Source organism: Adlercreutzia sp. CNCM I-6216, from assembly GCF_977113345.1.
Window position 1 is genome coordinate 21,624 of sequence record NZ_CDSBIE010000007.1, and the last position, 20,623, is coordinate 42,246.

General features: G+C 61.8%; 19 protein-coding genes and 1 tRNA gene. 9 read left to right on the forward strand and 11 right to left on the reverse strand.

Translation table 11 applies throughout. The features are described 5' to 3' along the window. Window positions 1–3 precede the first annotated feature (3 nt). The 3 genes from ACYVRU_RS07845 to purE form a co-directional block, all read right to left on the reverse strand. The gene (locus ACYVRU_RS07845) at window positions 4–2,520 is read right to left on the reverse strand and encodes a molybdopterin-containing oxidoreductase family protein (protein WP_461185977.1); all 2,517 of its coding nucleotides are present in this window, start codon (window positions 2,518–2,520) and stop codon (window positions 4–6) included. A gap of 313 nt (window positions 2,521–2,833) precedes the next feature. Beyond that, window positions 2,834–3,472, reverse strand: a complete 639-nt coding sequence (locus ACYVRU_RS07850; RefSeq protein WP_412668953.1) for a MarR family transcriptional regulator — start codon at window positions 3,470–3,472, stop codon at window positions 2,834–2,836. Between the two features lie 11 nt (window positions 3,473–3,483). Further along, window positions 3,484–3,945 carry a 5-(carboxyamino)imidazole ribonucleotide mutase gene (gene purE / locus ACYVRU_RS07855; protein WP_114538933.1) on the reverse strand — a complete coding sequence of 154 codons (462 nt, stop codon included), beginning with the start codon at window positions 3,943–3,945 and terminating at the stop codon, window positions 3,484–3,486. 345 nt (window positions 3,946–4,290) lie between these two features. Between purE and ACYVRU_RS07860 the strand changes: the two genes are divergently transcribed. The 5 genes from ACYVRU_RS07860 (at window position 4,291) to ACYVRU_RS07880 (ending at window position 8,491) form a co-directional block, all read left to right on the forward strand. After that, on the forward strand, window positions 4,291–4,521 hold the full coding sequence (locus ACYVRU_RS07860; RefSeq protein WP_157011873.1) for a hypothetical protein: 231 nt from the start codon (window positions 4,291–4,293) through the stop codon (window positions 4,519–4,521). Window positions 4,522–4,666: 145 nt separating this feature from the next. Further along, a tRNA-Leu gene (locus tag ACYVRU_RS07865) sits at window positions 4,667–4,753 on the forward strand. 83 nt (window positions 4,754–4,836) lie between these two features. Then, on the forward strand, window positions 4,837–5,721 hold the full coding sequence (locus tag ACYVRU_RS07870) for a Fic family protein (protein WP_461185978.1): 885 nt from the start codon (window positions 4,837–4,839) through the stop codon (window positions 5,719–5,721). Between the two features lie 162 nt (window positions 5,722–5,883). Next, window positions 5,884–6,885, forward strand: a complete 1,002-nt coding sequence (locus ACYVRU_RS07875; RefSeq protein ID WP_302807734.1) for a hypothetical protein — start codon at window positions 5,884–5,886, stop codon at window positions 6,883–6,885. A gap of 187 nt (window positions 6,886–7,072) precedes the next feature. Next, entirely contained in the window at window positions 7,073–8,491 is a 1,419-nt protein-coding gene (locus tag ACYVRU_RS07880) for a hypothetical protein (protein WP_461185979.1), read from the forward strand. Between the two features lie 128 nt (window positions 8,492–8,619). On the opposite strand, the gene ACYVRU_RS07885 is transcribed toward ACYVRU_RS07880, so the two are convergent. Next, window positions 8,620–8,907 (reverse strand): hypothetical protein, encoded by a 288-nt coding sequence (locus ACYVRU_RS07885; protein WP_302222683.1) that lies wholly within the window; start codon window positions 8,905–8,907, stop codon window positions 8,620–8,622. A gap of 601 nt (window positions 8,908–9,508) precedes the next feature. Between ACYVRU_RS07885 and ACYVRU_RS07890 the strand changes: the two genes are divergently transcribed. The 3 genes from ACYVRU_RS07890 to ACYVRU_RS07900 all read left to right on the forward strand — a co-directional run bounded on the left by ACYVRU_RS07890 (window position 9,509) and on the right by ACYVRU_RS07900 (window position 12,168). Then, window positions 9,509–10,396: a transporter substrate-binding domain-containing protein gene (locus ACYVRU_RS07890; protein ID WP_461185980.1), complete on the forward strand. Its 888-nt coding sequence runs from the start codon at window positions 9,509–9,511 to the stop codon at window positions 10,394–10,396. Window positions 10,397–10,495: 99 nt separating this feature from the next. After that, window positions 10,496–11,326, forward strand: a complete 831-nt coding sequence (locus ACYVRU_RS07895) for an amino acid ABC transporter permease (protein WP_461185981.1) — start codon at window positions 10,496–10,498, stop codon at window positions 11,324–11,326. Window positions 11,327–11,433: 107 nt separating this feature from the next. Then, window positions 11,434–12,168, forward strand: a complete 735-nt coding sequence (locus ACYVRU_RS07900) for an amino acid ABC transporter ATP-binding protein (RefSeq protein ID WP_461185982.1) — start codon at window positions 11,434–11,436, stop codon at window positions 12,166–12,168. A gap of 10 nt (window positions 12,169–12,178) precedes the next feature. On the opposite strand, the gene ACYVRU_RS07905 is transcribed toward ACYVRU_RS07900, so the two are convergent. From ACYVRU_RS07905 to ACYVRU_RS07925, 5 genes are all read right to left on the reverse strand, one after another. Next, window positions 12,179–12,784, reverse strand: coding sequence for an AAA family ATPase (locus ACYVRU_RS07905; protein WP_461185983.1), 606 nt, complete (start codon window positions 12,782–12,784; stop codon window positions 12,179–12,181). Then, window positions 12,784–13,194 (reverse strand): helix-turn-helix domain-containing protein, encoded by a 411-nt coding sequence (locus tag ACYVRU_RS07910; RefSeq protein ID WP_461185984.1) that lies wholly within the window; start codon window positions 13,192–13,194, stop codon window positions 12,784–12,786. The genes ACYVRU_RS07905 and ACYVRU_RS07910 overlap by 1 nt, the downstream gene beginning before the upstream one ends. Window positions 13,195–13,319: 125 nt before the next feature. Then, complete coding sequence (locus ACYVRU_RS07915; RefSeq protein WP_461185985.1) at window positions 13,320–14,003, reverse strand: PspA/IM30 family protein; 684 nt, start codon at window positions 14,001–14,003, stop codon at window positions 13,320–13,322. 49 nt (window positions 14,004–14,052) lie between these two features. Then, window positions 14,053–15,219 (reverse strand): hypothetical protein, encoded by a 1,167-nt coding sequence (locus ACYVRU_RS07920; RefSeq protein WP_461185986.1) that lies wholly within the window; start codon window positions 15,217–15,219, stop codon window positions 14,053–14,055. A gap of 10 nt (window positions 15,220–15,229) precedes the next feature. Beyond that, a complete protein-coding gene (locus ACYVRU_RS07925; RefSeq protein ID WP_198160982.1) occupies window positions 15,230–15,700 on the reverse strand; it encodes a universal stress protein in 471 nt (156 codons plus the stop codon). Between the two features lie 394 nt (window positions 15,701–16,094). On the opposite strand from ACYVRU_RS07925, the gene ACYVRU_RS07930 reads away from it, so the two are divergent. Next, window positions 16,095–17,294, forward strand: coding sequence for a Fic family protein (locus ACYVRU_RS07930; protein ID WP_461185987.1), 1,200 nt, complete (start codon window positions 16,095–16,097; stop codon window positions 17,292–17,294). Between the two features lie 154 nt (window positions 17,295–17,448). Here the strand turns inward: ACYVRU_RS07930 and ACYVRU_RS07935 are convergent, their stop codons facing one another. After that, entirely contained in the window at window positions 17,449–19,101 is a 1,653-nt protein-coding gene (locus ACYVRU_RS07935; protein ID WP_173111076.1) for an ABC1 kinase family protein, read from the reverse strand. 129 nt (window positions 19,102–19,230) lie between these two features. Then, window positions 19,231–20,502, reverse strand: a complete 1,272-nt coding sequence (locus ACYVRU_RS07940; protein WP_461185988.1) for an ATP-binding protein — start codon at window positions 20,500–20,502, stop codon at window positions 19,231–19,233. Between the last annotated feature and the right edge of the window lie 121 nt (window positions 20,503–20,623).

Below are 20,623 nucleotides of genomic sequence, written 5' to 3' on the forward strand. Positions count from 1 at the left end.
CTCTTAGGCACCCTGGATGGTGGGCGTGAATGCGGACTCGTCGTTGGCGCCCGAGCCGTCCCACGGCTCGATCTTCACGCGGTTGTCGAAGAACGAGCAGTTCACCGCGTAGGGGTCGGCGTAGTCGGTGGTGATGGCGCCCATGGAACCGCGCTTGGTCTCGTTCTCGGCATAGCCCTTGTAGTACACCGTGCAGCCCTCGCGGATGCCGCTGTTGAAGCTGGCCACCATGACGCACTCGCCGAGCCAGTTGGACACGAGGATCTCCTCGCCGTCTTGCACGCCGTACTTCGCGCCGTCGGCGGGGTTGATGAACAGGCGCGGCTGGTCATTGAACTGACGGGCCCAGGTGTCCATGAACATGGTCATGTGCACGCGGGAGGGGTTGCGCCACGACATGCAGGTCAGCGGGTAGTCGGCGGCATATTCGGAATGGGCGCCGGAGATCTTGTTCTCGAACCAGGTGGGCATCTGCTCGCGCTCCACGTTGGAGATGTCGTAGTTCGAGGGCGTGCGGGGCACCGGCGTATCCACGTAGAACATGAGGCGGCCGGTCTCGGTGATGAAGTTCGTGAGGCCCACGTTGCCGATGTAAGGCTCTTCCTTGGTGTAGCGCATCTCCTTGTTCTGACGCAGGGTCTCCATGGTGATGCCGTTCTCGCGAGCGGCGGCCACGTCCTCGAAGGTGCCCTTCCACCACATATCGTCGTCCACCTCGTTCACAATGTCGCCCACGCCCAGGTACGGGGCCATGAAGCGGGTGATCTCGGCGTCGGGCTTAGCCTCGTACATGGGCTCGATGCACTTCTCGGACAGGCGCACGGTGCGCATGTGGCCCAGCGGCACCACGTCCTCGTACTCGTACATGTCGCAGGCCGGCAGCAGGATGTCGGCATAGCGGGCCGTGTCGGTCATGAAGTTGTCCTCGACGATGATCATCTCCATAGGATCGAGGATCTCCTTCTTCACGCGGTTGGAGTTCACCGAGCCGCCGATCATGCCGCCATGGGACACCCACAGCGTCTTCACCGGGTAGTCCTGGTCGCCCAGCTTGCCGGAGTTCATGATGTCGGCCGCCGCCAGGAAGGTCACGGCGCTGCACATCTTGCCGTTGGAGGGCACGGCCGAGGCGTGGCCGAAGAAGTTGCCGTACATCATGTCGAAGCCGCCGACGGAACGGCCGGGCTCGCCGAAGTTGCCGGTCATGGCGATGAGCGCCGTCATGGCATAGGCCGCATGCAGGCCGTTCTCATAGGCGCCGGTGCCAAAATTGATGTAGTGGGCCACCTTGTTCTTAGGCTGCAGCACGTCGTAGAGGTAGTCGAAGTCCTCGCGGGAGATCTCGCACACCTCGGCGACCTTCTCGAAGGTCCACTCGGACACATGTTCCTTGAACTTATCCCACGCGGTGACGTACTTGTCGTCGGGGCAGCTCCAGGCCGGATCGGCGCAGGTGTCGAAGGGCACCGGCTTCTTCTCGCTTTCCGACCACACCATAATGGGATCGATCTCGGTGGGCTCGCCGGTCACCCAGAACACGGGGCCCTCGTGCAGGCCCTCGCCGAACTCGGAGCCTCGCACGTACATGCCGGTTTCCTTGTTGATGAGGTAGGGAGCGCAAGTGTGATTCATGACGAAGTCCTTGGCATAGGTCTCCTCGTCCATGAAGCGCTTGATGAGGCCGAGGAACAGGGCCGTGTCGTTGCCCATGTTCACGGGAATCCACTTGTCGGCCTTGGCCACGGTGGCGGAATAGTGCGGGTCGATGACGACCACCTTCGCGCCGGCGTCCTGGGCGTCGAAGAGGAACTTCGCCATCTGGATCTGGGCGAAGATGGGGTTGGCGCCGAACATGACGATGTAGTCGGAGTTCACGAAGTCGGTGGGCTCGTTCTGGTCGAACCACTGGATACCGCCACGGGTAAGGCCGGTGTTGGTGGCGTTGTCGAAGGAGTAGTCCCACTTCGTGCAGCCGGTGGCGTTGAACATGCGCATGATGAGGCCAGAAGAGCCGTGGAGCGAGCCCTGGGCACCGCCGCCGCCCATGTAGACGGAATTCGCGAGCGGGCCGTAGGTTTCCTCGGTCTTCTTCCACTGGGCGCCGATAAGCTCGCCGGCCTCTTCCCAAGTGATGCGCTCCCACTGGCCGCCGCCGCGGGGCGTGCCGTCGACGCGCTTCATGGGGTACTGGATGCGCGCCTCGGAGTAGGTGCGGGTGATACGCGACTTGCCCTTCAGGCAGGTGCGGAAGGGGTAGTCCTTCTTCGGGCGCATGTTCACGACGTTGCCGTCGCGCACGTAGATGTTGTACTGGCAGAACGAGCAGCTCCAGCTGCAGGTGCAGAAGTACTCGTCGCCGGTGACGGAGAGCCTGGTCTCCTTCTTCTCGTTCTGATCGGTTTCCAGGTTCTGCATGTCGCCGGCAGGGCTGCAGGCGGCCAAAGTGCCCGCAACCGCCGCGCCGGCGGCGGCGAGACCCGTTCCCTTCAGGAAGGTACGGCGAGTCAAAGACGTAGTCATAGATTCCCCTATCCTTTGAGGCGCGGCTACCCGAAGGCGACCGCGACGGTGACGCCGCATCGACGCGCAGGTGGGGGGAAGACATCGTGTGGTCGACGGCCTCCCTCGCGCTTGCGCGCTTCCGCGGACTCCAACGACGGCGGCAAAGGAGAAGGTTCCGGATTCCGGGGCGCTCTCCTCCAACGCCTCGGGAAACCTTGTGCCACCGAATGACACGCATTATAACGAGGGGTAAATAAGCCGTAAATGGGTGTAGCAACTAGATACCAGTATTAGTTTCACTTTTGATGAATCGCTGGTTATAAGCGTATAACTACTGTTCCCAAGTCGCATTCCACGCTCGAAGGGCCCCTGCGGCCGCCGAGGCGCCCCGCGAAGTGAGGGCCAGGCAGTGCCGACGGCGATCGCGAGATGCGGCGCGCACGGTAAGCAAGTCGCGGACGGCAAGCTGACGAGCCGTCATAGACACGGAGGATTGGCCGCAACCGAGCAGCTGCGCGGCGTCCCCCACTCCCAGGTGCTCCTGCTCGTGGCATACCATGAGCAGGAGCACCTGCCCGGGCGCGAGGGGCGCATCAAGGGTCGAGGCGGCCCGGGCCGCCTCGCGCAGGGCACCCATGCCGGTCAGAGCCGTATCGAGCACGGCGCCATCGAGGCTGTAGCCCACTTCGAACAAGATGTTCTCGCCGCGAGGCGTCATGCGCAGCAAGCTGCGACGACGGTCGCGCGGGCTCACCCGCTCGGCAACGAGATCGAGGTCGATAAGGCGCCTCAGCAGGCGCGCCGCCTTCGCCTTCGACAACGCGAGGGAGCAGGCCAGCTCCGTGGCCGTGAGAGGCTGAGATCGGGAGACCGCCGCCAGGGCGGCCACGTCCTCGGCAGAGAGCGCACCCGGTCCGAGGCACTCGTCGAGCGCCGCGCGGGCCTTGCACCATGCCACCGGGGAGGCCATAACGGGAATTCCTACGACGCCATCTCCGCTTTCAGGTCGGCCACCTTTTGCAGCATGGTCGCATCGCCCGTGCCCATCATCTGCACGGCCAGAATGGCGGCGTTCTTCGCGCCGTTGATGGCCACGCAGGCCACCGGCACGCCCGAGGGCATCTGCACCATGGACAGCAGCGAGTCCAGGCCGCCCAAGTCGCTCGTCTTCATGGGCACGGCGATGACCGGCAGCGGCGTGAAGGCGGCCACCACGCCGCCCAGATGCGCGGCCTTGCCGGCGGCGGCGATGATCACCTTGATGCCGCGATCGTGGGCCGTTTCGGCCCACTCGTGCACTACGGCCGGCTTGCGGTGGGCGCTCGCTACCTTCACCTCGTAGGGCACGCCCATGGCGTCCAACTGGGCCATGCACGGCTCCATGGCCGGCATGTCCGATTCCGACCCCATGATAATACCCACGACCGGCGTTGCCTCTGCCATATCCGCGTCCTTTCCCTCGGTGCTTGTTGTGCGGCTACGTTCTATCGCCTTGTGCTCTGTCGCCGTTATTATAGCCGCACGCCCCTGCAGGCAAACAGACTGGAGATTCCGTTTTCAGCCAACGGCCTCCTCCTGTTCAAGAGATTTAACGGAGAATAACGGAACTTAACGGAGATTAACGGAACATCATGATCATAGAAGGATAGATATCCCGACAAAGCCGTTGCGGTTCGTTGACGGTTGGGGCAGCGAAGAGCAGATGCCGCTGGACCTATCGCAAAATGAATGGCAATTGATCGAGCGACATGGAAACACCGTTGCCGCTGCTTCGAAAGGGAGGCCACCGTGAGCCAGGAAACGTACCACCAGCACGAGACGCAGAAGGAAAAGCACGTCGAAGACCATATCGGTGACGAGATTCGCAAAGTAAAGGAACAAGAGGAGCGCGAAGCCCACGGCTTCCACGAAGCTATCGGCGACGAGATCGCTCACGAGAAGAAGGCCGAGCGTCGCCAGCAGAACGAAACCGACGCCGCCCTCACCGAGACCGCCGACACCATCCTGCGCGGGGAATAGGCCGACCCCGCCTGACCAACGCAGCGTCCTCTTCTCCGAGCCATGGTCCTAACGAAAACGCGGCATTTCCCAAAAACTTCTTGCACCGGTGGCGTAAGTCGGGTAAGATAGTCAACGCTCTTTTGGCAAGGCCGAAAAAGCACCTGCGGGCGTGGCGGAATTGGCAGACGCGTACGGTTCAGGTCCGTATGGGGGCAACCCCATGGAGGTTCAAGTCCTCTCGCCCGCACCATTTGAAACGAACGCCCTCTTCGGAGGGCGTTTTACTTTCCGTCACCTCCACTCAGCAGAAAGGGTCAACGAGAAGGATGGGCTATGTCTGCCGATAGCTTCGACGACTTCCCCTATGAGACCGACACCCATGCCTCCGATGCAGAGGCGCGGCGGCACTACTGGGCTGTGGCCATCGGGCTGCAGGCGGTGGACGGGCTGGAAGTATCTCCCTACCTGCACGACCTGGCCCGCAGCTACGAACAGGGCCAGTACACCTTGCAGGAGACAGGCGAGCTCATCCGCGCCTATCACAGGGGGGAAGCGGACGGGCGGGAGGCCACGGCCGAGGCCGATCTGGTCAGCCAGCGCATCGCCGAGATGCTGGAGGCCGGCAGCTTCGTCTTCGCCCCCGACATGCTCTCCCTTATCCACCGCGCGCTGTTCCAAGATCTCGATGCCGAGACCTATCGACCGGGCCAGTTCAAAACCGAGCGACTCGTAAAGCAGGAGGATATTCTCAACGGCGACAGCGTGCTGTACGCCGACCCGGCCATGATCCAGACGTCGCTGGACTACCTGTTCCGCGAGGAAGGCCGCCAGACTTACGGAACGACGCTCTCCGAGGCCGATGTCGCGCGGCTCGCGCAGTTCATCGCGTTTCTCTGGCAGGTGCACCCCTTCGTCGAGGGCAACACCCGCACCGTGGCTGTGTTCTCGGAACTGTACCTCGGCTCGCTCGGCTTCACCGTGGGCAACGAGCCCTTCCAAAAGCACGCGCGTTACTACCGCGACGCCCTGGTGCGGGCCAACTACCGCAACAACGAGGCCGGTATCTTGCCCGAGCGAAAACCGCTGGAGGCATTTTACGAGAATCTGCTGCTAGGCGCCGAGCACGCCCTTAATCGCGAGGCCCTTCTCTGCCCCGAGCTCTTCGACAATCCCCAGCTTCTCAAGCACATCGACCCCTCAAGGGCGCTGAGAAGATAGCCACAGTCCCGCAAGGTGTTTCTGACCTGCGCGTAACAAACGCGACGGGCGGCCTGTGCCGCGGGGAAACGGACGCACAATGGAACCGATGCGCAGCCCGTGCCGGCTCTTCGGCGCGGATCTGCGCACGACGCGCAATCTTTCGCCGTTGGGAGGTTCCTTATGAGCGGGAAGTCCAAGGCCTTGCCCACCATCGTCGTCGCGAGCGCCGGCATTGCCGCCGGTGCCGCCGTGGCCTTCGCGGGGTTTCTGCTGAAGCGCCGCGCGGTGCGCACCACGTGCAAGCCGTTCTACGCCGAGGCCACGCGCCGCTTCAAGATTCCCGGCATCAGCGAGGGCTTCGTGCCCCAGGACCTGTTCTACCTGTCCGATGAGCAAACCTGGCTCTTCAGCGGCTACCTGGCGAACCGCCGGCCCTCCCCCATCTACCAGGTGGGCGTCGACGGTACGGTGCGCCGCCACGAGGTGCGCCTGCCCGAGGGCTCGCTGTACCGCGGTCACGGCGCCGCCGTGACAGCTGCCGGGCCCTTCGTGTTCCTCACCGTGCGCGACGGGTTCATCGCGCTGGATCGCGCCGAGCTAGCCAAGGCGGCCGACGGCGACGTGCTGCAGGCAACCGGGCACCGCGCCGTGCCGCTTATGCCCGCCTTCATGACCGTGCAGAAGGACATGCTCTACATCGGCGAGTTCTCCCATCGGCTGTTCTACCCCACACCGAAGAGCCACTGGCTGCGCTGCCCCTCCGGCGAGACGAACCCGGCTCTTCTGCTTGCCTACGCCCCGCACGACGGCGGCCCCTTCGGCTTCGGCGAGCATCCCTCGGCGGTGTACTCCATTCCCGGCAACGTGCAGGGCATGTGCGTCACGCCCGAGGGGAACATCGTCCTCAGCCTGGCGTGGGGGTTCGGCGACGCCGAGGTGCGCATCTACGACCCGGCCCAGGCCAAGCGCGGCGGCAGCTATCTCGTGGAAGGGCACAAGGCGCCGCTGTACTTCCTGGACGAGGCCACGCGGGTGGAGACGCTTACCGTGCCGCCCATGGCCGAGGGCATCGACGACGTGAACGGCGAGGTGTACCTGGCCAACGAGGCGGCGAGCAACCTCTACCTGCTCGGCAAGTTCTATGGCGGCCAGTACGTGTACTCGTTCCCGACGAGGGAATAGCTGCGCCGTCCCGCCACCCTTTGCTTTCGGCAGGCCCGGCGAGAGCCAATGTTTCCGCGGGAAAACGGCTTGCGTGAGAAGTGATGACAGCTTGCAGGCACGAGCGGCCGCGCGAAAGACTCCTCCTATACTAAAGTCGATATTTTTGCTCAGAAATAATCGATGGAGCCGAGGATCGGAGACCGTCATGACCGCTTCAAAGAAACGAACTGTCCGCGTTGTCGCCCTGTGGATACTGGCGCTGTGCCTCGTTATCCCCCTCGGGGCGTGCGCCTACCAGCAGGGAAGCAGCGCCATCCAGGCCCTGGCCTCGACGGCTTCCGACACGAACGCGGAAGCTGCCGAGACCAGCGATGCCGCAGCGGAAGACAACGCCGCCCCCGCGGCCGATACATCTGATGAAAGCTCAGCGGCCGAGAACACTGAAGGCTCCACCAGCACCGACGCAACAGCGGCCGAGGCGACACCAGCAGAAGGCAACGCCTCTCCCGACGCCCATGAAAGCAAAGAGAAGGCTGCTGAGGGGGCACCGACCACGGCGACGATCATGTACTACGAAAACGTCAATTACGACGACGGCGATACCGAGCCCGACGAGAACGGCCGGGTGTTGCTGGGTTCCTACGAGCTCACCGACGTACACGTCGGGCAAACGATCAACGCATGGGATTACGTAGTCGACATCCCCGGGCATTTCTTCTGGGACGGTTGGCCGCAGAATCTCACGTTGACTGAGAACCCTTCCGATAACGTCATCAACCTCTTCTACTTCAAGCTGTGGAACAACGAGTACACCGTGAACTACTACCTCATGGAAAACGCCGACCTGACCGCCGACAACTGGAAGGACGCGCTGGCGCCCGATGACGTGAAGTTCGTTAAGATGGGATCGGAGACCTTCACCAACCAGCGCTTCGACCAACTCGTCAAGGGGGATGCCTACGAGTACAAGATTGACGGCACCTATGTGGTGGACACCTATCCTTCCGAGATACATGTGGGCGTAAATCCCGACGACAACGTCATCAATGTGCTCTATGTGCCCGATTCCGCGAACCTGCCCGACGATATTGAGATTCCCAGCGACACGACGCAGCCCAGCGATGGGGCGCAGCCGGGCGATGGGGCGCAGCCGGGCGATGGGGCGCAGCCCGACGATAGCGAAAACGGCGACGATTCCGTCGACCAACCCGCCGATGACTCCAACGCCGACAAGCCAGCGGACGATTCCAGCGCCAGCAAGCCCGCCGATACGCCGAGCGCTGACGGAAGCACCGCACCGAGCATGCCGAGCGACACCACTTTCGATAAGGACGAGATCGAAGACGCCCTGCCTGACGATGTGAAGGACGAGGTCGTGAAGGACTTCATCGAATCGGGCGACGCTCAAGACAAGACGGAAATCACCGACGAAATGATCGAGAACCCCGTGAGCAAGTCCGACGCCGACTACGTGAAGAATGTCTACGAGACCGGCTTGAAGGAGGGCGAGCGGCTGGCCCAAACGGGAGATCTCGTCCCCTTTGCCATCATCGCAAGCATCGCCCTGGGAGCAGCGGCCGCCGGCGCCATCGCCTTCGTCATGAACCGCCGCGCCCGGCGCTGAGCCCGCCACGCTGCCCGAAATAGGAAATTACCGCGCAACGGGCCCCTCCCCCTTTTTGCGAAACTTGCAAAACTCTGCGAAAGATGCGAAAGGCTTGGGGGCTACACCAGAAGTGTTCGCGTGTCTGGTTACTCCCCCTTTGAGGTGAGGTGCCAGCCGTTGCAGTAGGGGCAGCGGTAGACGTGCAGGGGCGGGGCGCCGTGCTCGGCGCACTCGGCGGCGGTGAGTTCGGCCTCGTAGCGGCTGGCATAGCGGTTCTTGCGCTCGCAGGCCTTGTGGCGAAGGGCCGCGGCGCGCTCCTCGTCATGGCGCTGGCTGCGCGCGTTCTCGCTGGTGAACAGGTCGTCCATGCCGCCGAGAGATGCGGCGAACTCTGCTTTCTGCTTCTGCCACGCCGACCGCTTCTTGCTGCCCACGGACGCCTCCTTTTCCGCAACACCTTCTGCACAGACGCCAAGAACCATGCTATAATGCAAGCAATCGGTGCCCCGCTCAGCCGGGCGGCACTGGTTAATGACTAAGCCGGGTTTACCTTCGCACGGGGCCCGGCTTCTTCTTTACCAACACCGTCCGTCACTCCTTCCTCACCAGGAAAAGCCCGATGATTCCGATAAACACAAGCATGAGATCGCACAGGGCAATGACAGTTTGTGTGTCCATGGGTAGCTCCTTTCTCGAAGCCGCCCGGACGTGACGGGGCACCGACCTTCATTGTAACCCAATCTTAGTCTCGCACAATCGTGGAATTTTTTTCGTCGCATCGATTTTATAGGGCATGCAAGAAGCGATTTGCTTTGCCTAGAGCAAACGCCTTTACGCTAGCCGTGGGCCAGTTATCCAGCGCGCTTATCACGACGCTGACAGATCATGCTTTTCCACCAGATTGGCGGTTGCCTGCCGTACCATTGTGGCCATGCAAGAGAACGCATCGCCCCAACCGAGCCCAAACCACAATGCGCATCCTTAAGCACCCGGATCTAGCCCTGAACCTGAATCCGAAACCCGAGGAGACCACCGATGAACCTTTCCCTATCCCGCAGCTTCCCCATCGCGAAGGCGGCTCTTACCGGCGCCGTCATCGCCTGCGCCGTCGCCCTCACCTGCAGTTTGACCGGCTGCGCGTCGGGCGGCACCGACAGCAGCAGTGCCGATGCCGACAACACCTCCGCCAGCACCGACGGCAAGACTCTGCGCGTGGCCATGGAACTGGCCTACCCGCCCTTCGAAACGAAAGACGACGCCGGCAACCCCGAGGGGCTGGCCGTCGACTTCATCCGCGACTTCGGAGCTGCCTACGGCTACGACGTGCAGATAGAGAACACCGCTTGGGACGGGCTTATCCCGTCGCTGCAGTCGGACAAGGCCGATCTGGTCATCAGCTCCATGACCATCACCGACGAGCGCAAGCAGTCCGTGGACTTCTCCGACGCCTACGCCATGGCCCAGCTGGCCATTCTGGCGAACGCGGATTCCGGCGTGGCCTCCATCGACGACTTGAACCAGCCGGGCAAGAAGGTGGCCGTGAAGACCGGCTCCACCGGGGACGTGTACGCCACGAAGAACCTGACCAACGCTGAAATCGTGCGCCTGGCCGACGAGAGCGCGTGCGTGACTGAAGTAGTGCAGGGCAAGGCCGACGGCTTCCTCTACGACCAGCTGACCATCTACCGCAACCACCAGGCGAACCCGGATACCACCGAGGCCGTGTTCATCCCCTTTCAGGATGCCGAGGAATGGGGCATCGCCGTGAAGAAGGGCAACACCGAGCTCTTGAACCAGCTGAACGCCTTCATCGCGCAGTCGAAGACCGACGGCGAGTTCGACCGCCTCACCGAGAAGTACCTCTCCGAGGAAAAGAAGGCCTTCGACCAGTACGGCTTCAAGTGGTTCTTCGATTTCGAGTAATTTCCAGTACTCTGTAGAAAGCACGCGCAGAAAACCTGAGCGCTCAGCGCAGGCGCTCATCCCGATTCCCGAAGCTTGCGAAGGAGGCGATTAGGGCCGATGCCCGAAACCGCAACAACTGCAACCCCCGATCGCCCGCAGCGTCGGCGCGCAGCGAGCCCCTTCATGGCCCCGACCGGTGCGCCCGTGCGCCCGGCGAAGGCGGCCCTGAACTACCTGGCGGTGTGCGTGGCGGTGATCGCCGTGGTGTGGGCATCGCTGGCCGCAGCGGGCATCTCGCTGAACTTCGACTTCGTGGCCCAGTACCGCGTGCGCATCTGGGACGGCTTCTGCATGACCGTGGGCATCTCGGCGGCGTCGCTTGTGGTGAGCCTGGCGCTCGGGGTCTTGGTGGCCGCAGGCCAAGGCGCGCGCTTCTTGCCGCTGCGCTACCTGTGCGACTTCTACGTGAAAATCATCCGCGGCACGCCGCTCATCGTGCAGGTGTACTTCTTCTACTACATCATCGGCACGGCCTGGGGCATTGACAACCGCGTGCTCGCCGGCATCATCATCCTGTCGCTGTTCTCCGGCGCCTACATCGCCGAAATCGTGCGCGGCAGCCTGCTGTCGCTGGACGCGGGGCAAATGGAAGCGGCCCGGGCCGTCGGCTTCACCCACGTCCAAACCTTGCGCTACGTGGTGGCGCCGCAGCTGGTGGCGCGCACGCTGCCGGCACTTACGGGGCAGGTGGCCTCCATTATCAAGGACTCGTCGCTGCTGTCAGTCATCGCCGTCATCGAGCTGACCCAGACCATGCGCGAGATCACCGCCACGAACTACAACTTCTTCGGCGGGTTTCTGCTGCTCGGCGCATTGTATCTGGTGCTCACGCTGCCCATCATGGCGGTAAGCCGCCACTTCGAGAAGAGGCTGGATTATGCGCATTAGAACCGACACCGCCGCTCGCCTCTTATCCCATAGATGCTTTCTCGGCACAGCCGCGCACCGCATGTTGAGTGAGAGCACGCGCCCCCTCCCCTTCCCGGAGGTCGACTATGCGCATTAGCTTGGACCACCTGTGCAAATCTTTCGACGGCGTGGAAGTCCTGCGCGACATCACCTTCGACGAAGAGGTGTCGGCGCTCGCCATCATCGGCCCCTCCGGCGGTGGGAAGTCCACCCTGCTGCGCATCATCGGCGGCCTGGAGACACCCACGTCCGGCGCCATGGCGGTGGATGGCTCCCCCGTCTCCTTCGACGAGACTTCCCTGCGTGCCTACCGCGCCACCTTGGGCTTCGTCTTCCAAGACGGTGGCCTGTTCCACCACATGACCGCTTTGGAGAACGTGGCGCTCCCCTTGCAGGTGGTTCATGGCGCGAGCTCCGATGAGGCTGATGACCGCGCTCGCGAACTGCTCGCGCGCCTCGGTTTGGAAGACTCGCTAGCAAAGCGCCCGGCCCAGCTGTCCGGCGGTCAAAAGCAGCGCGTCGCCATCGCCCGCGCCCTCGCAGCCCGTCCGCGCCTCCTTCTGCTGGACGAGCCCACAAGCGCCCTAGACCCAGAGTTCACCACCGAAGTGCTCGACGTCGTGCGCGACCTCGCCGAAGCCGGCACGCGCTTCATCATCGTCACCCACGAGATGGGCTTCGCCCGCCACGCCTGCGACCACGTCGCCTTCCTCCACGGCGGCCGCCTTCTGGAATACGGCGCCGCCGCCCGCCTCTTCGACCACCCCGAAACCCCCGAACTCACCCGCTTCCTCAGCCGCCTTTTGGAATGGAGCATGTGAGGAGAGGGGGTTACGCCCTCCACAGCTCGTTGTCGCGCACGGCGTTCATGAACCAGGCTCCATGTTTAGCCACGTCGCCCACCCATGAGAGAACGCCGGCACTCCAGCGAGCGAGGGCAACGAACTCGACGGTGTTGTCCAGAATCGTCGCCTCGTCGCATAGGTCGAGAGCGCGCGACAGGTTCCCCAGGGACGCTCGGTAGCGACGTAGCACCGCCCCCTCGTCGATATCATGACCGCCTACGGCCACCCGATGGGCAATGCGGTCGAGGGCCACTGCGGCCGTATCGACGCCGATGTAGTACAGCACCACCCGGCATCCAGCCTCCCGCGCCCGGCTCATATTGCGAAGCACCGCGTGACCCGTCAGCGTCGTTTCCTGGTTGAAGCTGCGCCGGCGAGAGAGGCACTCTTCTATGAGGCGGACCGCCTCACGCCCGGCACGCAGCTGATCGGCGCTGGAGGCCGGATCACCGCCCTGGGCCACGACGATCTCGTCGGAGTTCACACGCGCCATGGTGCGCGGCATGTCCTCCGTGCGCCAAAGACCCGTGCGATAGAACGTCGATTTCCCCGCCCCGTTCACGCCGGCGAAGACCACGTACACGGGCTGCATCAGAACACGCCCTCCTTCACCAGCTCCCGCTGGCGCTGCTGCAGAAAGAAGTCGAACACGGCCATATAGAAGGAAGCCTCTTCCTGGCACCGCGCCGCCTTCATCATCTCAGTTGGAGGGAGGTGCCCAAACGCGTGCCGACATGCGTCGTACAGATCGTGCGCGCAAGCAACGGCTTCTGCGCGAGCCGCGGCCGCCGATCCCTGCGAGTGCTCCCCAAGTGCGTCGGCCGCACCCACGCGCGGCCTCCCCGCGCGAGGGGAGGCCATCAGCCTTTGCAGCACGTCCTCTTCCCGAATCATCCACTCGCGGCCGTTCTTCGCCGCAGGAAGACGTCCCTCCTTGATAAGCGCTCGCACCCGGGACGGACTCACCCCTAGCTGTTGAGCACTTTCCCTAACTGACAACATGGCATCCTCCTTCAAACTAATCATTGCGTTAACGCAATGATATCACAAGGAGAAACCATTCTTTTACTCAGGCATCACGGGCACCCGCCGCAGAGGCTGCGCGCCTCCACCTTGCAGGAAACGGCCTACTCCAGGCCCATCTCCTTTTTCAGGCGGGCCAGATCGTCGTCGACGGCGGCTTCAGCGCCGGCGGCGGCGTATTTCTTGGCCAGATCCTCGGTGGGATCGGCCGGCTTCTCGGACAGCTCGGCCACGGCGTTGGCGCGGTCGAGCATCTCGTCAGCCTTGGCCTCCATGCGGTCGAACGCGCTGCGAGCACCCTCGGCACGATCGCCAGCCGAGGTCATCTCGTTCACCTTGGACTGAGTTTTCGCCACGGCGGCCTTCGCCTTGATGGTAGCCTTCCGCGCGTTCAATTCCTCGATGTCGGCTACCAGCTTGTCGTGCATCTGGCGCATCTTGTCGGCGTTGGCCTTCGCGCCCTCGTAGGCCACGGTCAGCCCCTCGGCGCGCCCGGCCAGCTCTTGCTTCTTCGCAAGGAACACGCGAGCGTCGGCCTCATTGCCAGCGGCGAGCGCCTTGCGGGCCAGTTCCTCGTACTTCTCCGTTTCCTCGCGGTTCTCATCGAGGAGCTTCTTGCAGCGCTTCTCCTCGGCCATGACGCCGGCGGTGGCTTCGCGCACCTCGGCGAGCGACTCGGTCATCTCGCGCAGGTACTGGTCGACCATCTTCTCGGGGTCTTCCGCCTTGTCCAAAAGCTCGTTGATGTTCGCCTTCACGATGGAGGTGAAGCGATCGAGGATTCCCATGTCTGTCTCCTATCTGGCCCGAAGGCCGGGTTGAATACCGCAGCGCCACCTAGGGTCGCGGCTTCGTCGGCTGCACCGGCGGCGCGTCCGAAGCGCCTGCCTGCGCGTACTTCTTTTCCAAATCCGCCAGCTCGGCGTCGGCCAGCGACTCCAGCGGCGTGTTCAGAATCTCCTGCATGCGCTCTGCCTCGCGCTGCTGCGCCAGACGGCGGTTGCGCACGATGAGGAACACGACGACGGCCACTATTATCACTGCCGCGCATACCGCGATGATCGGCAGCGGCGAAGGCGTCACCGTCATGATACGGTCGGCCGTGTCGGCAAAGGCGTCGGAGAAGATCTCCTCTTCCGTGAGGCTCATGTCGTCGTAGTTCTGGCTGAGGTAGGCTTTGAAGATGTTGATGGCCTCGTCGTCGAGCACCGATCCCGTCATCGCGCCGGCCCAGTAGGCGGCGTTGAAGCGCCCGTTGCCATCGTCGCAGAACACGAGCACGAAATGGGCCTGATCGGTGAACAGCTCGTCGTACTTCTCCTGAGCGATGGACTGCAGCTCCTGGTAGGAGCGCACCGATCCGTTCGGCAGGATGTACACGTAGGGCTGCACGCCCGTTTCCTCGTAGAAATGGCGCAGGCCGCGCTCGAGCTTGGCCGGGTCGTGAATCCAGTCGCCGTCTTCGTCGGTGAAGTAGCCGGTCTCGTTCACGGAACCGGCGGGAAGGGCCGTGCGCTCCACCGTGGATGCGGGCACATTCGCGCCCGTGCAGCCACCGCCGCCGAGAGCCACCACCAGCAGCAGCACCAGCAGCACGGCCGCCACGATGACGAACACGGTGCCGCATCCGCTGTTGGAGGACTTGCCCTGAGAGGAGCCGGGTTGCGGGCCATTGCCGCCGGGGCCGTCGCCCGATCCGGGCTGCTGCGGGCCGCTCGGCTGCGGGGACATTTGCGGCGGCACCGAGCCGCCACCGCCGCTGCGGCTCGAGCCCATCAGGCCGCCGAGGAACCCGCCCCAGAAGCTGCCGCCCCCGAAGCCTCCCCCATAGTAGCCGCCGCCGTGATAGCCCCCGCCGAAACCAGAGCCACCGTGGCCGGCCGAGCGGCCGCCCGACCCCGAGCCGCCAGAGAATCCGCCGCCGAAACCGCCGCCGCTACTTCCAAAGCCGCCGCCGAAGCCGCCGCCTCCCGAGAAGCCGCCGCCTCCGCCTGATCGTCCCATGGCCCCGAACCTATTTCACAATGAGCACGGGCACGTTGGTCTTATGCAACACGGAATAGCACACGCTGCCGAGCATGCCGCGCACGGCGCCAAGGCCGCGGTGGCCCATAACGATGCAGTCGTAGCCGCCCTCGTCGGCGTAAGCGGTGATGGAATCGTGCGGCGAGCCGTTCACCACGGCGATGCCAATGCCCTCGGCGTCGCCCACCAGAGGCGCGATGTTATCGGCAATGGCGTCCATATCGGCCTTGATGGCCTCGTTCTCCACTTCGGAGATCACGTCCATGTCCATGGTGTCGCCCATGACGCCGGACATGCGCGAGGCAATTTTGAAGGTCTCGGCGTTGAAGTCGTGCCAGTCGACCACCGACAGCACGGTGATCTGGGCGCCAGGCACGCCGGCCGCCAGGTCGAGCGCCGCGGCCAGCGCGTTCTTCGCCGGGTCGGACTTATCGTAGGGGACGAGAATCTTCTTGTACATGGGGGCCTCCTTACCCTCGCGGCACCTCAAGCGACGACGCCCGCGAACTGCAAGCTTATCAGCCGAATGCAGCTTGCGTACTCGAGCATCGCCGGATAATGCTTACCCTGCGGCTCATCCTAATGAGCCACTGCCATTTTACCACGGGCCTTTTCCGTTCCCCCGCCGCCGCCCACCTGTAGACACGACGTTACGCATCCCTACCGCGGTTCCAACTGCACTCGCCAACTTCAACGGCTATCGGTTAATGCTTTAGCAACAAAGGACGAAACGGAGGAAGTTGAGTTAATTTCGACTCTCATTTTTAACTCAATTCTCTCTCGCATCTTCCGATTCAGTTAAATTATGCTAGTATTTCAACTCAATACAGACCGTATCTTCAGAAGAAGGCGCTATGACATATCTCGATCTCCGCAAGGCCTTTCACGACCCCGCGCAAGATGCGGATCAGCTATACGATCGCCGATTCAACGATGAGCGCACCTGGCATCTCAAAACGTCTATCGCCGGTAGTCCCGCCTTTGTCTACATGGCTCCGGAAATCTACGAAGCCCTGCTCGAAGCTGCTCAAATCGACAAAGATATCCTTCGCCTGGAAGCCACACTTCCCCAGCGAGCCCTCGATAGCTACCGTGACAGCTGCCTTATCGACGAAATCGTGCTGACCAATGAAATAGAAGGTGTGCACTCAACGCGGCGCGAAATAGGCGAGGTGCTCGAGCGCCTGAAGCAAAATGATCGCCGTGGGCGTTTTTTCGGTATTGTTCAAAAGTATGCTCTCCTCCAGACGCGACCGGACATCGCCCTTCGAACCTGCACCGATGTGCGTGATGTCTACGACGACCTTGTGCTGGCAGAGGTTCGCATCTCGGATCCCCACAACGTCCCCGATGGCACCTACTTTCGCACTAAAATGGTGCATGCGATCAACGAAGCAGGCATCCCCATCCACGACGGAATCGAACCCGAGGCAAGAATCATAGAGGAGATGGATCAGGCTCTTGACGTCCTCAACGACGAGTCACGAGAGCCTCTTCTCCGCATTGCTCTTTTCCACTTCCTTTTTGGTTACATACACCCTTTCTACGATGGCAATGGAAGAACAAATCGCTTCATTAGCAGCTATCTCATCTCCCGCCAATACGAGCCTATCGTGGGATTGGGCATCTCCTACGCCGTAAAGCAGGAGATTGAAAAATACTATAAGGCCTTTTCTCGGTGCGAGCACCCCCTCAATAGAGGCGATATCACGCCTTTTGTCATCGCTTTCTCAGAGATATGCGTGAATGCGATGTGCAATCTTCGCGATGCTCTCACAGAAAAGAAAAGCCAGATGGATATGTATCTCCATCGCTCGGCCGTGCTTGTCCCAGAACCGCTGCGCACCCTTGTCGAATCGCTTATCACCGCCACGCTGTTCACCTTTGACGGCGTAACCGCAAAAGAGCTTTGTGAGGCTGAGCATCTCTCCCGGCAGACGCTTTATAAGCGTCTGTCCGAGCTGAGAAAACTCGGCCTCTTGCAAGAGGAGAAGATAGGGCGAAAGGTATTCTACAAACTCAACGAGGAGGCCTTCCTTCTGAGAGGATGCTGAAGCGCTCTATCGAGTTAACGCTTTAACAGCAAAGAGTGAAACGGGAGTAATTGAGTTAAATTCGACCCCTGTTTTTAACTCAATGCTCTCTCATTCTTCCGATTCAGTTAAAAAGCGGTGGCTCACGTACTGCCTCGAACCGCGCCAACATCACCTACCGCGGCTCCTCGTTGTTCAGAAGGCGATGGCGAGAGACCAGGATATGGAACACCGTGTAGGCGCCCAGCACGAACGCGCCCACGTAGCCGAGCACGCCGAGCAGGGGCACGCCGAGCAGCTGCGGCTGCATGGCCGTGGTGCACAGGATAGACGAGCCCAGAAACAGCCCCGCCGACAGCGTCGCCAGGGAAATGCGCCCCACAGAGGCGTAGGCGGTAGCCAGAATGCGCGAGGACACCTCGATGTCGCCGTTCACCTTGATCTGCCCGCGATCGAGCATCTCCAACGTGTTCGACAGCTGGGTCGGCAGCTTCGCCAAGGCCTCGGCCGAGGCGGCGCTCGTCGTGGCAAGGTCGATCAGCTGCGTCGCCAGAAACTTCGGGTCGGCCTGCTGGGCGATGACGTGCTTCGACACAATCTCGATGACGCTGATATCGGGCGCCACCTGGGCAATGACCCCCTCGATGGTCACAAACCCGCGAGCAAGCATGGTCACCGACGAGGTCATCATCATGTTCTGGCCGCGCAGCACCTCGATGACCTCGGTGAGCACCGTGCCCACGTTGATCTCCTTCATCTCGGCAGTGCTGTACTCGGCGAGCAGCCGCGAGAGCGCCTCGAGCAGTGCCCCATGGTCCACCGGCCCCAACACATGCACAAGGCCCATCACCGCTTCCTTCAGCAGATAGGCGTTGTCGGTGGCCACCGCCGTGAACACCTTCCCGACGAGCATCCGCTCCGACACCGTCAGCGTGCCCACCATGCCCAGATCGATCCACACCACGTTCCCGTCGCGTATGAGAATGTTGCCCGGATGCGGGTCGGCGTGGAAGAACCCGTCGTCGAGCACCTGGGTCACGTAGCTTTGGCACACGCGGCGCGCGAGCGCGTTCACGTCGATACCCTGTTGGCGCAGCTCTTCGGTGTGGGAGATTTCGGTTCCCTGGACGAACTCCATGACGAGCACCGACTCGCAGGAATATTGCGGATAGGCCACCGGGGACGTGACCCCTTCCTCGTCGGCCAGCTCGTCGTGGAAGCGCATGAGGTTGTGCAGCTCGGAGGTGAAATTCACCTCGCTGGCCGTCGTACGCTCGATTTCCTCGACGAAGCCTTCGAGCGACAGCAAGATGCTGCGATGGGAATTGGAAGCGAACTCACCCAAGGCCAGCAGGTGCTTCATGAGCATGATGTCCTCGGCCATAGACTCAGCCACGCCCGGGCGGCGCACCTTCACGGCCACCGTCGTGCCGTCGAGCAGCGTCGCCTTGTGCACCTGAGCGATGGAGGCCGCGCCCAAAGGCACCGGGTCGATGGAGGCGAACACCTCGTGCCACGACTTCCCGTACGCGCGGTCAATCTGCTCGATCACCACGTCGAAGGGCATCGGGTTTGCATCGTCGCGCAGTTTCTCGAAGGCATCGCAGTAAGCCTTGGGCAGAAGGTCGGAGCGGTTCGAGGCCAGCTGGCCGATCTTCACATAGGTGGGACCGAGCGCCTGCAGCACCTCCACCGCCTGAGCGGGAGTCAGCCCATGCAGCACCTTGTACTGGCGCATGATGCGCACGATTTCATTCATGCGCGCATGAGAGGTCTTGTCCTTGAGGGAAATCTCGGCGACTTTCATGAACTCTTCGAACGTGGCCATGGGCGTTCCTCCTTTCTGGAAAGCCCATGGTACCGTGCGAAACGAAGAGCGATCTCCTCATCAATTCACCTGGCATCAAGCTGTTGTTTCAACCGCTTTGCCTGCAATAGAGAAGCAGGTAGAAAACCGTCACGCGCCTAATACCGCCAAAGGAACGACGAACACGCCGTCTTCCCGATAGTAGCTATAGTCGCCAACCGCAGTAAGCACCATGAGGAACGACGGCGATCCCGTGGTCGAAGCATCTATCTTGTTGCGCAGACTCAAGAGGCTCTTCGCCCCTTCGTCGACAAGCGATTCTCCACCCAGCTTCACTTCCACCAATCCATAGGCTCCGTTATGCAAATGGATGACTGCATCTGCCTCTAAGCCAGAACGATCTCGATAGTGATACACCTCGCCTCCTAGCGCATCGGCATATACGCGCAGATCACGTAAGCACATCGTCTCGAACAAAAGGCCAAATGTGTTCAGATCGGCCATAAGGTCTCCCGGACCAAGCGCCAAAGCAGCTGCGGCAATAGAGGGATCAACGAAGTGTCTCGTAGGAGCAGTCCGGACAGCTGTTTTCGAACGCAAATTAGGATTCCAAGCAAGGAGATCCTCTAGAACAAAAATTTGTTCCAGCGCACGAATGTAGTCGCGCACCGTACTTTCACTTGCCTGCACTCCCTGCGCATTTACATCGGCCAGCATTTCGGTAACTTTCCCTTGCGATGCCGAAAAGCGCGCGTAAGAACGCAGCAATGCACGGGCCACACGAGGATTGCGCTCTTTTTCGTCCACGCGGGACACGTCTGAGTTTATCACGCCGTCCAGGTAATCGGGCGCTTGCAGCAGCGCCGATTCATCGTTCAGACCCACGGCGCGAGGCCATCCCCCTCGGCAAAGTAAAAAGGCCATGTGTTCCAAGCTGCACTCAGATCGCGCAATGGGAACCTGCTCTCCAGCGAACAAAGCGCTCAGAGATACCGCACCTGTTGAATCTCCCGACTCGTAAAGACTCATGGGACGCATTTTCATACGAGCGATGCGCCCAGTACCGGTATGGCTCATTTTCTTAGGATCAGGGGGAACCGCCGAACCCGTCAGAATGAACTGTCCGAACTCTTCTCTATGGTCAACTTCGAACCGAACTGCGTCCCACAGTTGCGGAGCAAGCTGCCACTCGTCGATGAGACGCGGCGTGGCGCCCCTCAGCAATTCAAGAGGAGCGATCTCCGCAAGGCGAATGTTCTGCGCCTTGGTGCTCGGGTCCTGCAGGTATATCGCACTCTCAGCAAGCCTCTCGCATGTAGTGGTCTTGCCGCACCACTTAGCCCCCTCGACCAGAACGGCGCCTTTCGCTCTTACACGTTTTTTAAGCAATGGGTCGTATATTCTAGGTAGATACTCACGCATTCTTGACCCCCAATTCACTCCTTATCAAAGGATAACTTGAACAGGTATTTTATCAGTTTTGGTAAGTTTACGTTACTACTTTTGGTAAATTCCTGTTACTAGTTTTGGCAATCGGTCAAGC

Coding starts and splice junctions, on each gene's coding strand:
- ACYVRU_RS07845 (WP_461185977.1), bottom strand. CDS start 2,520: ATGACTACGTCTTTGACTCGCCGTACCTTCCTGAAGGGAACGGGTCTC.
- ACYVRU_RS07850 (WP_412668953.1), bottom strand. CDS start 3,472: ATGGCCTCCCCGGTGGCATGGTGCAAGGCCCGCGCGGCGCTCGACGAG.
- purE (WP_114538933.1), bottom strand. CDS start 3,945: ATGGCAGAGGCAACGCCGGTCGTGGGTATTATCATGGGGTCGGAATCG.
- ACYVRU_RS07870 (WP_461185978.1), top strand. CDS start 4,837: ATGTCTGCCGATAGCTTCGACGACTTCCCCTATGAGACCGACACCCAT.
- ACYVRU_RS07875 (WP_302807734.1), top strand. CDS start 5,884: ATGAGCGGGAAGTCCAAGGCCTTGCCCACCATCGTCGTCGCGAGCGCC.
- ACYVRU_RS07880 (WP_461185979.1), top strand. CDS start 7,073: ATGACCGCTTCAAAGAAACGAACTGTCCGCGTTGTCGCCCTGTGGATA.
- ACYVRU_RS07890 (WP_461185980.1), top strand. CDS start 9,509: ATGAACCTTTCCCTATCCCGCAGCTTCCCCATCGCGAAGGCGGCTCTT.
- ACYVRU_RS07895 (WP_461185981.1), top strand. CDS start 10,496: ATGCCCGAAACCGCAACAACTGCAACCCCCGATCGCCCGCAGCGTCGG.
- ACYVRU_RS07900 (WP_461185982.1), top strand. CDS start 11,434: ATGCGCATTAGCTTGGACCACCTGTGCAAATCTTTCGACGGCGTGGAA.
- ACYVRU_RS07905 (WP_461185983.1), bottom strand. CDS start 12,784: ATGCAGCCCGTGTACGTGGTCTTCGCCGGCGTGAACGGGGCGGGGAAA.
- ACYVRU_RS07910 (WP_461185984.1), bottom strand. CDS start 13,194: ATGTTGTCAGTTAGGGAAAGTGCTCAACAGCTAGGGGTGAGTCCGTCC.
- ACYVRU_RS07915 (WP_461185985.1), bottom strand. CDS start 14,003: ATGGGAATCCTCGATCGCTTCACCTCCATCGTGAAGGCGAACATCAAC.
- ACYVRU_RS07920 (WP_461185986.1), bottom strand. CDS start 15,219: ATGGGACGATCAGGCGGAGGCGGCGGCTTCTCGGGAGGCGGCGGCTTC.
- ACYVRU_RS07925 (WP_198160982.1), bottom strand. CDS start 15,700: ATGTACAAGAAGATTCTCGTCCCCTACGATAAGTCCGACCCGGCGAAG.
- ACYVRU_RS07930 (WP_461185987.1), top strand. CDS start 16,095: ATGACATATCTCGATCTCCGCAAGGCCTTTCACGACCCCGCGCAAGAT.
- ACYVRU_RS07935 (WP_173111076.1), bottom strand. CDS start 19,101: ATGGCCACGTTCGAAGAGTTCATGAAAGTCGCCGAGATTTCCCTCAAG.
- ACYVRU_RS07940 (WP_461185988.1), bottom strand. CDS start 20,502: ATGCGTGAGTATCTACCTAGAATATACGACCCATTGCTTAAAAAACGT.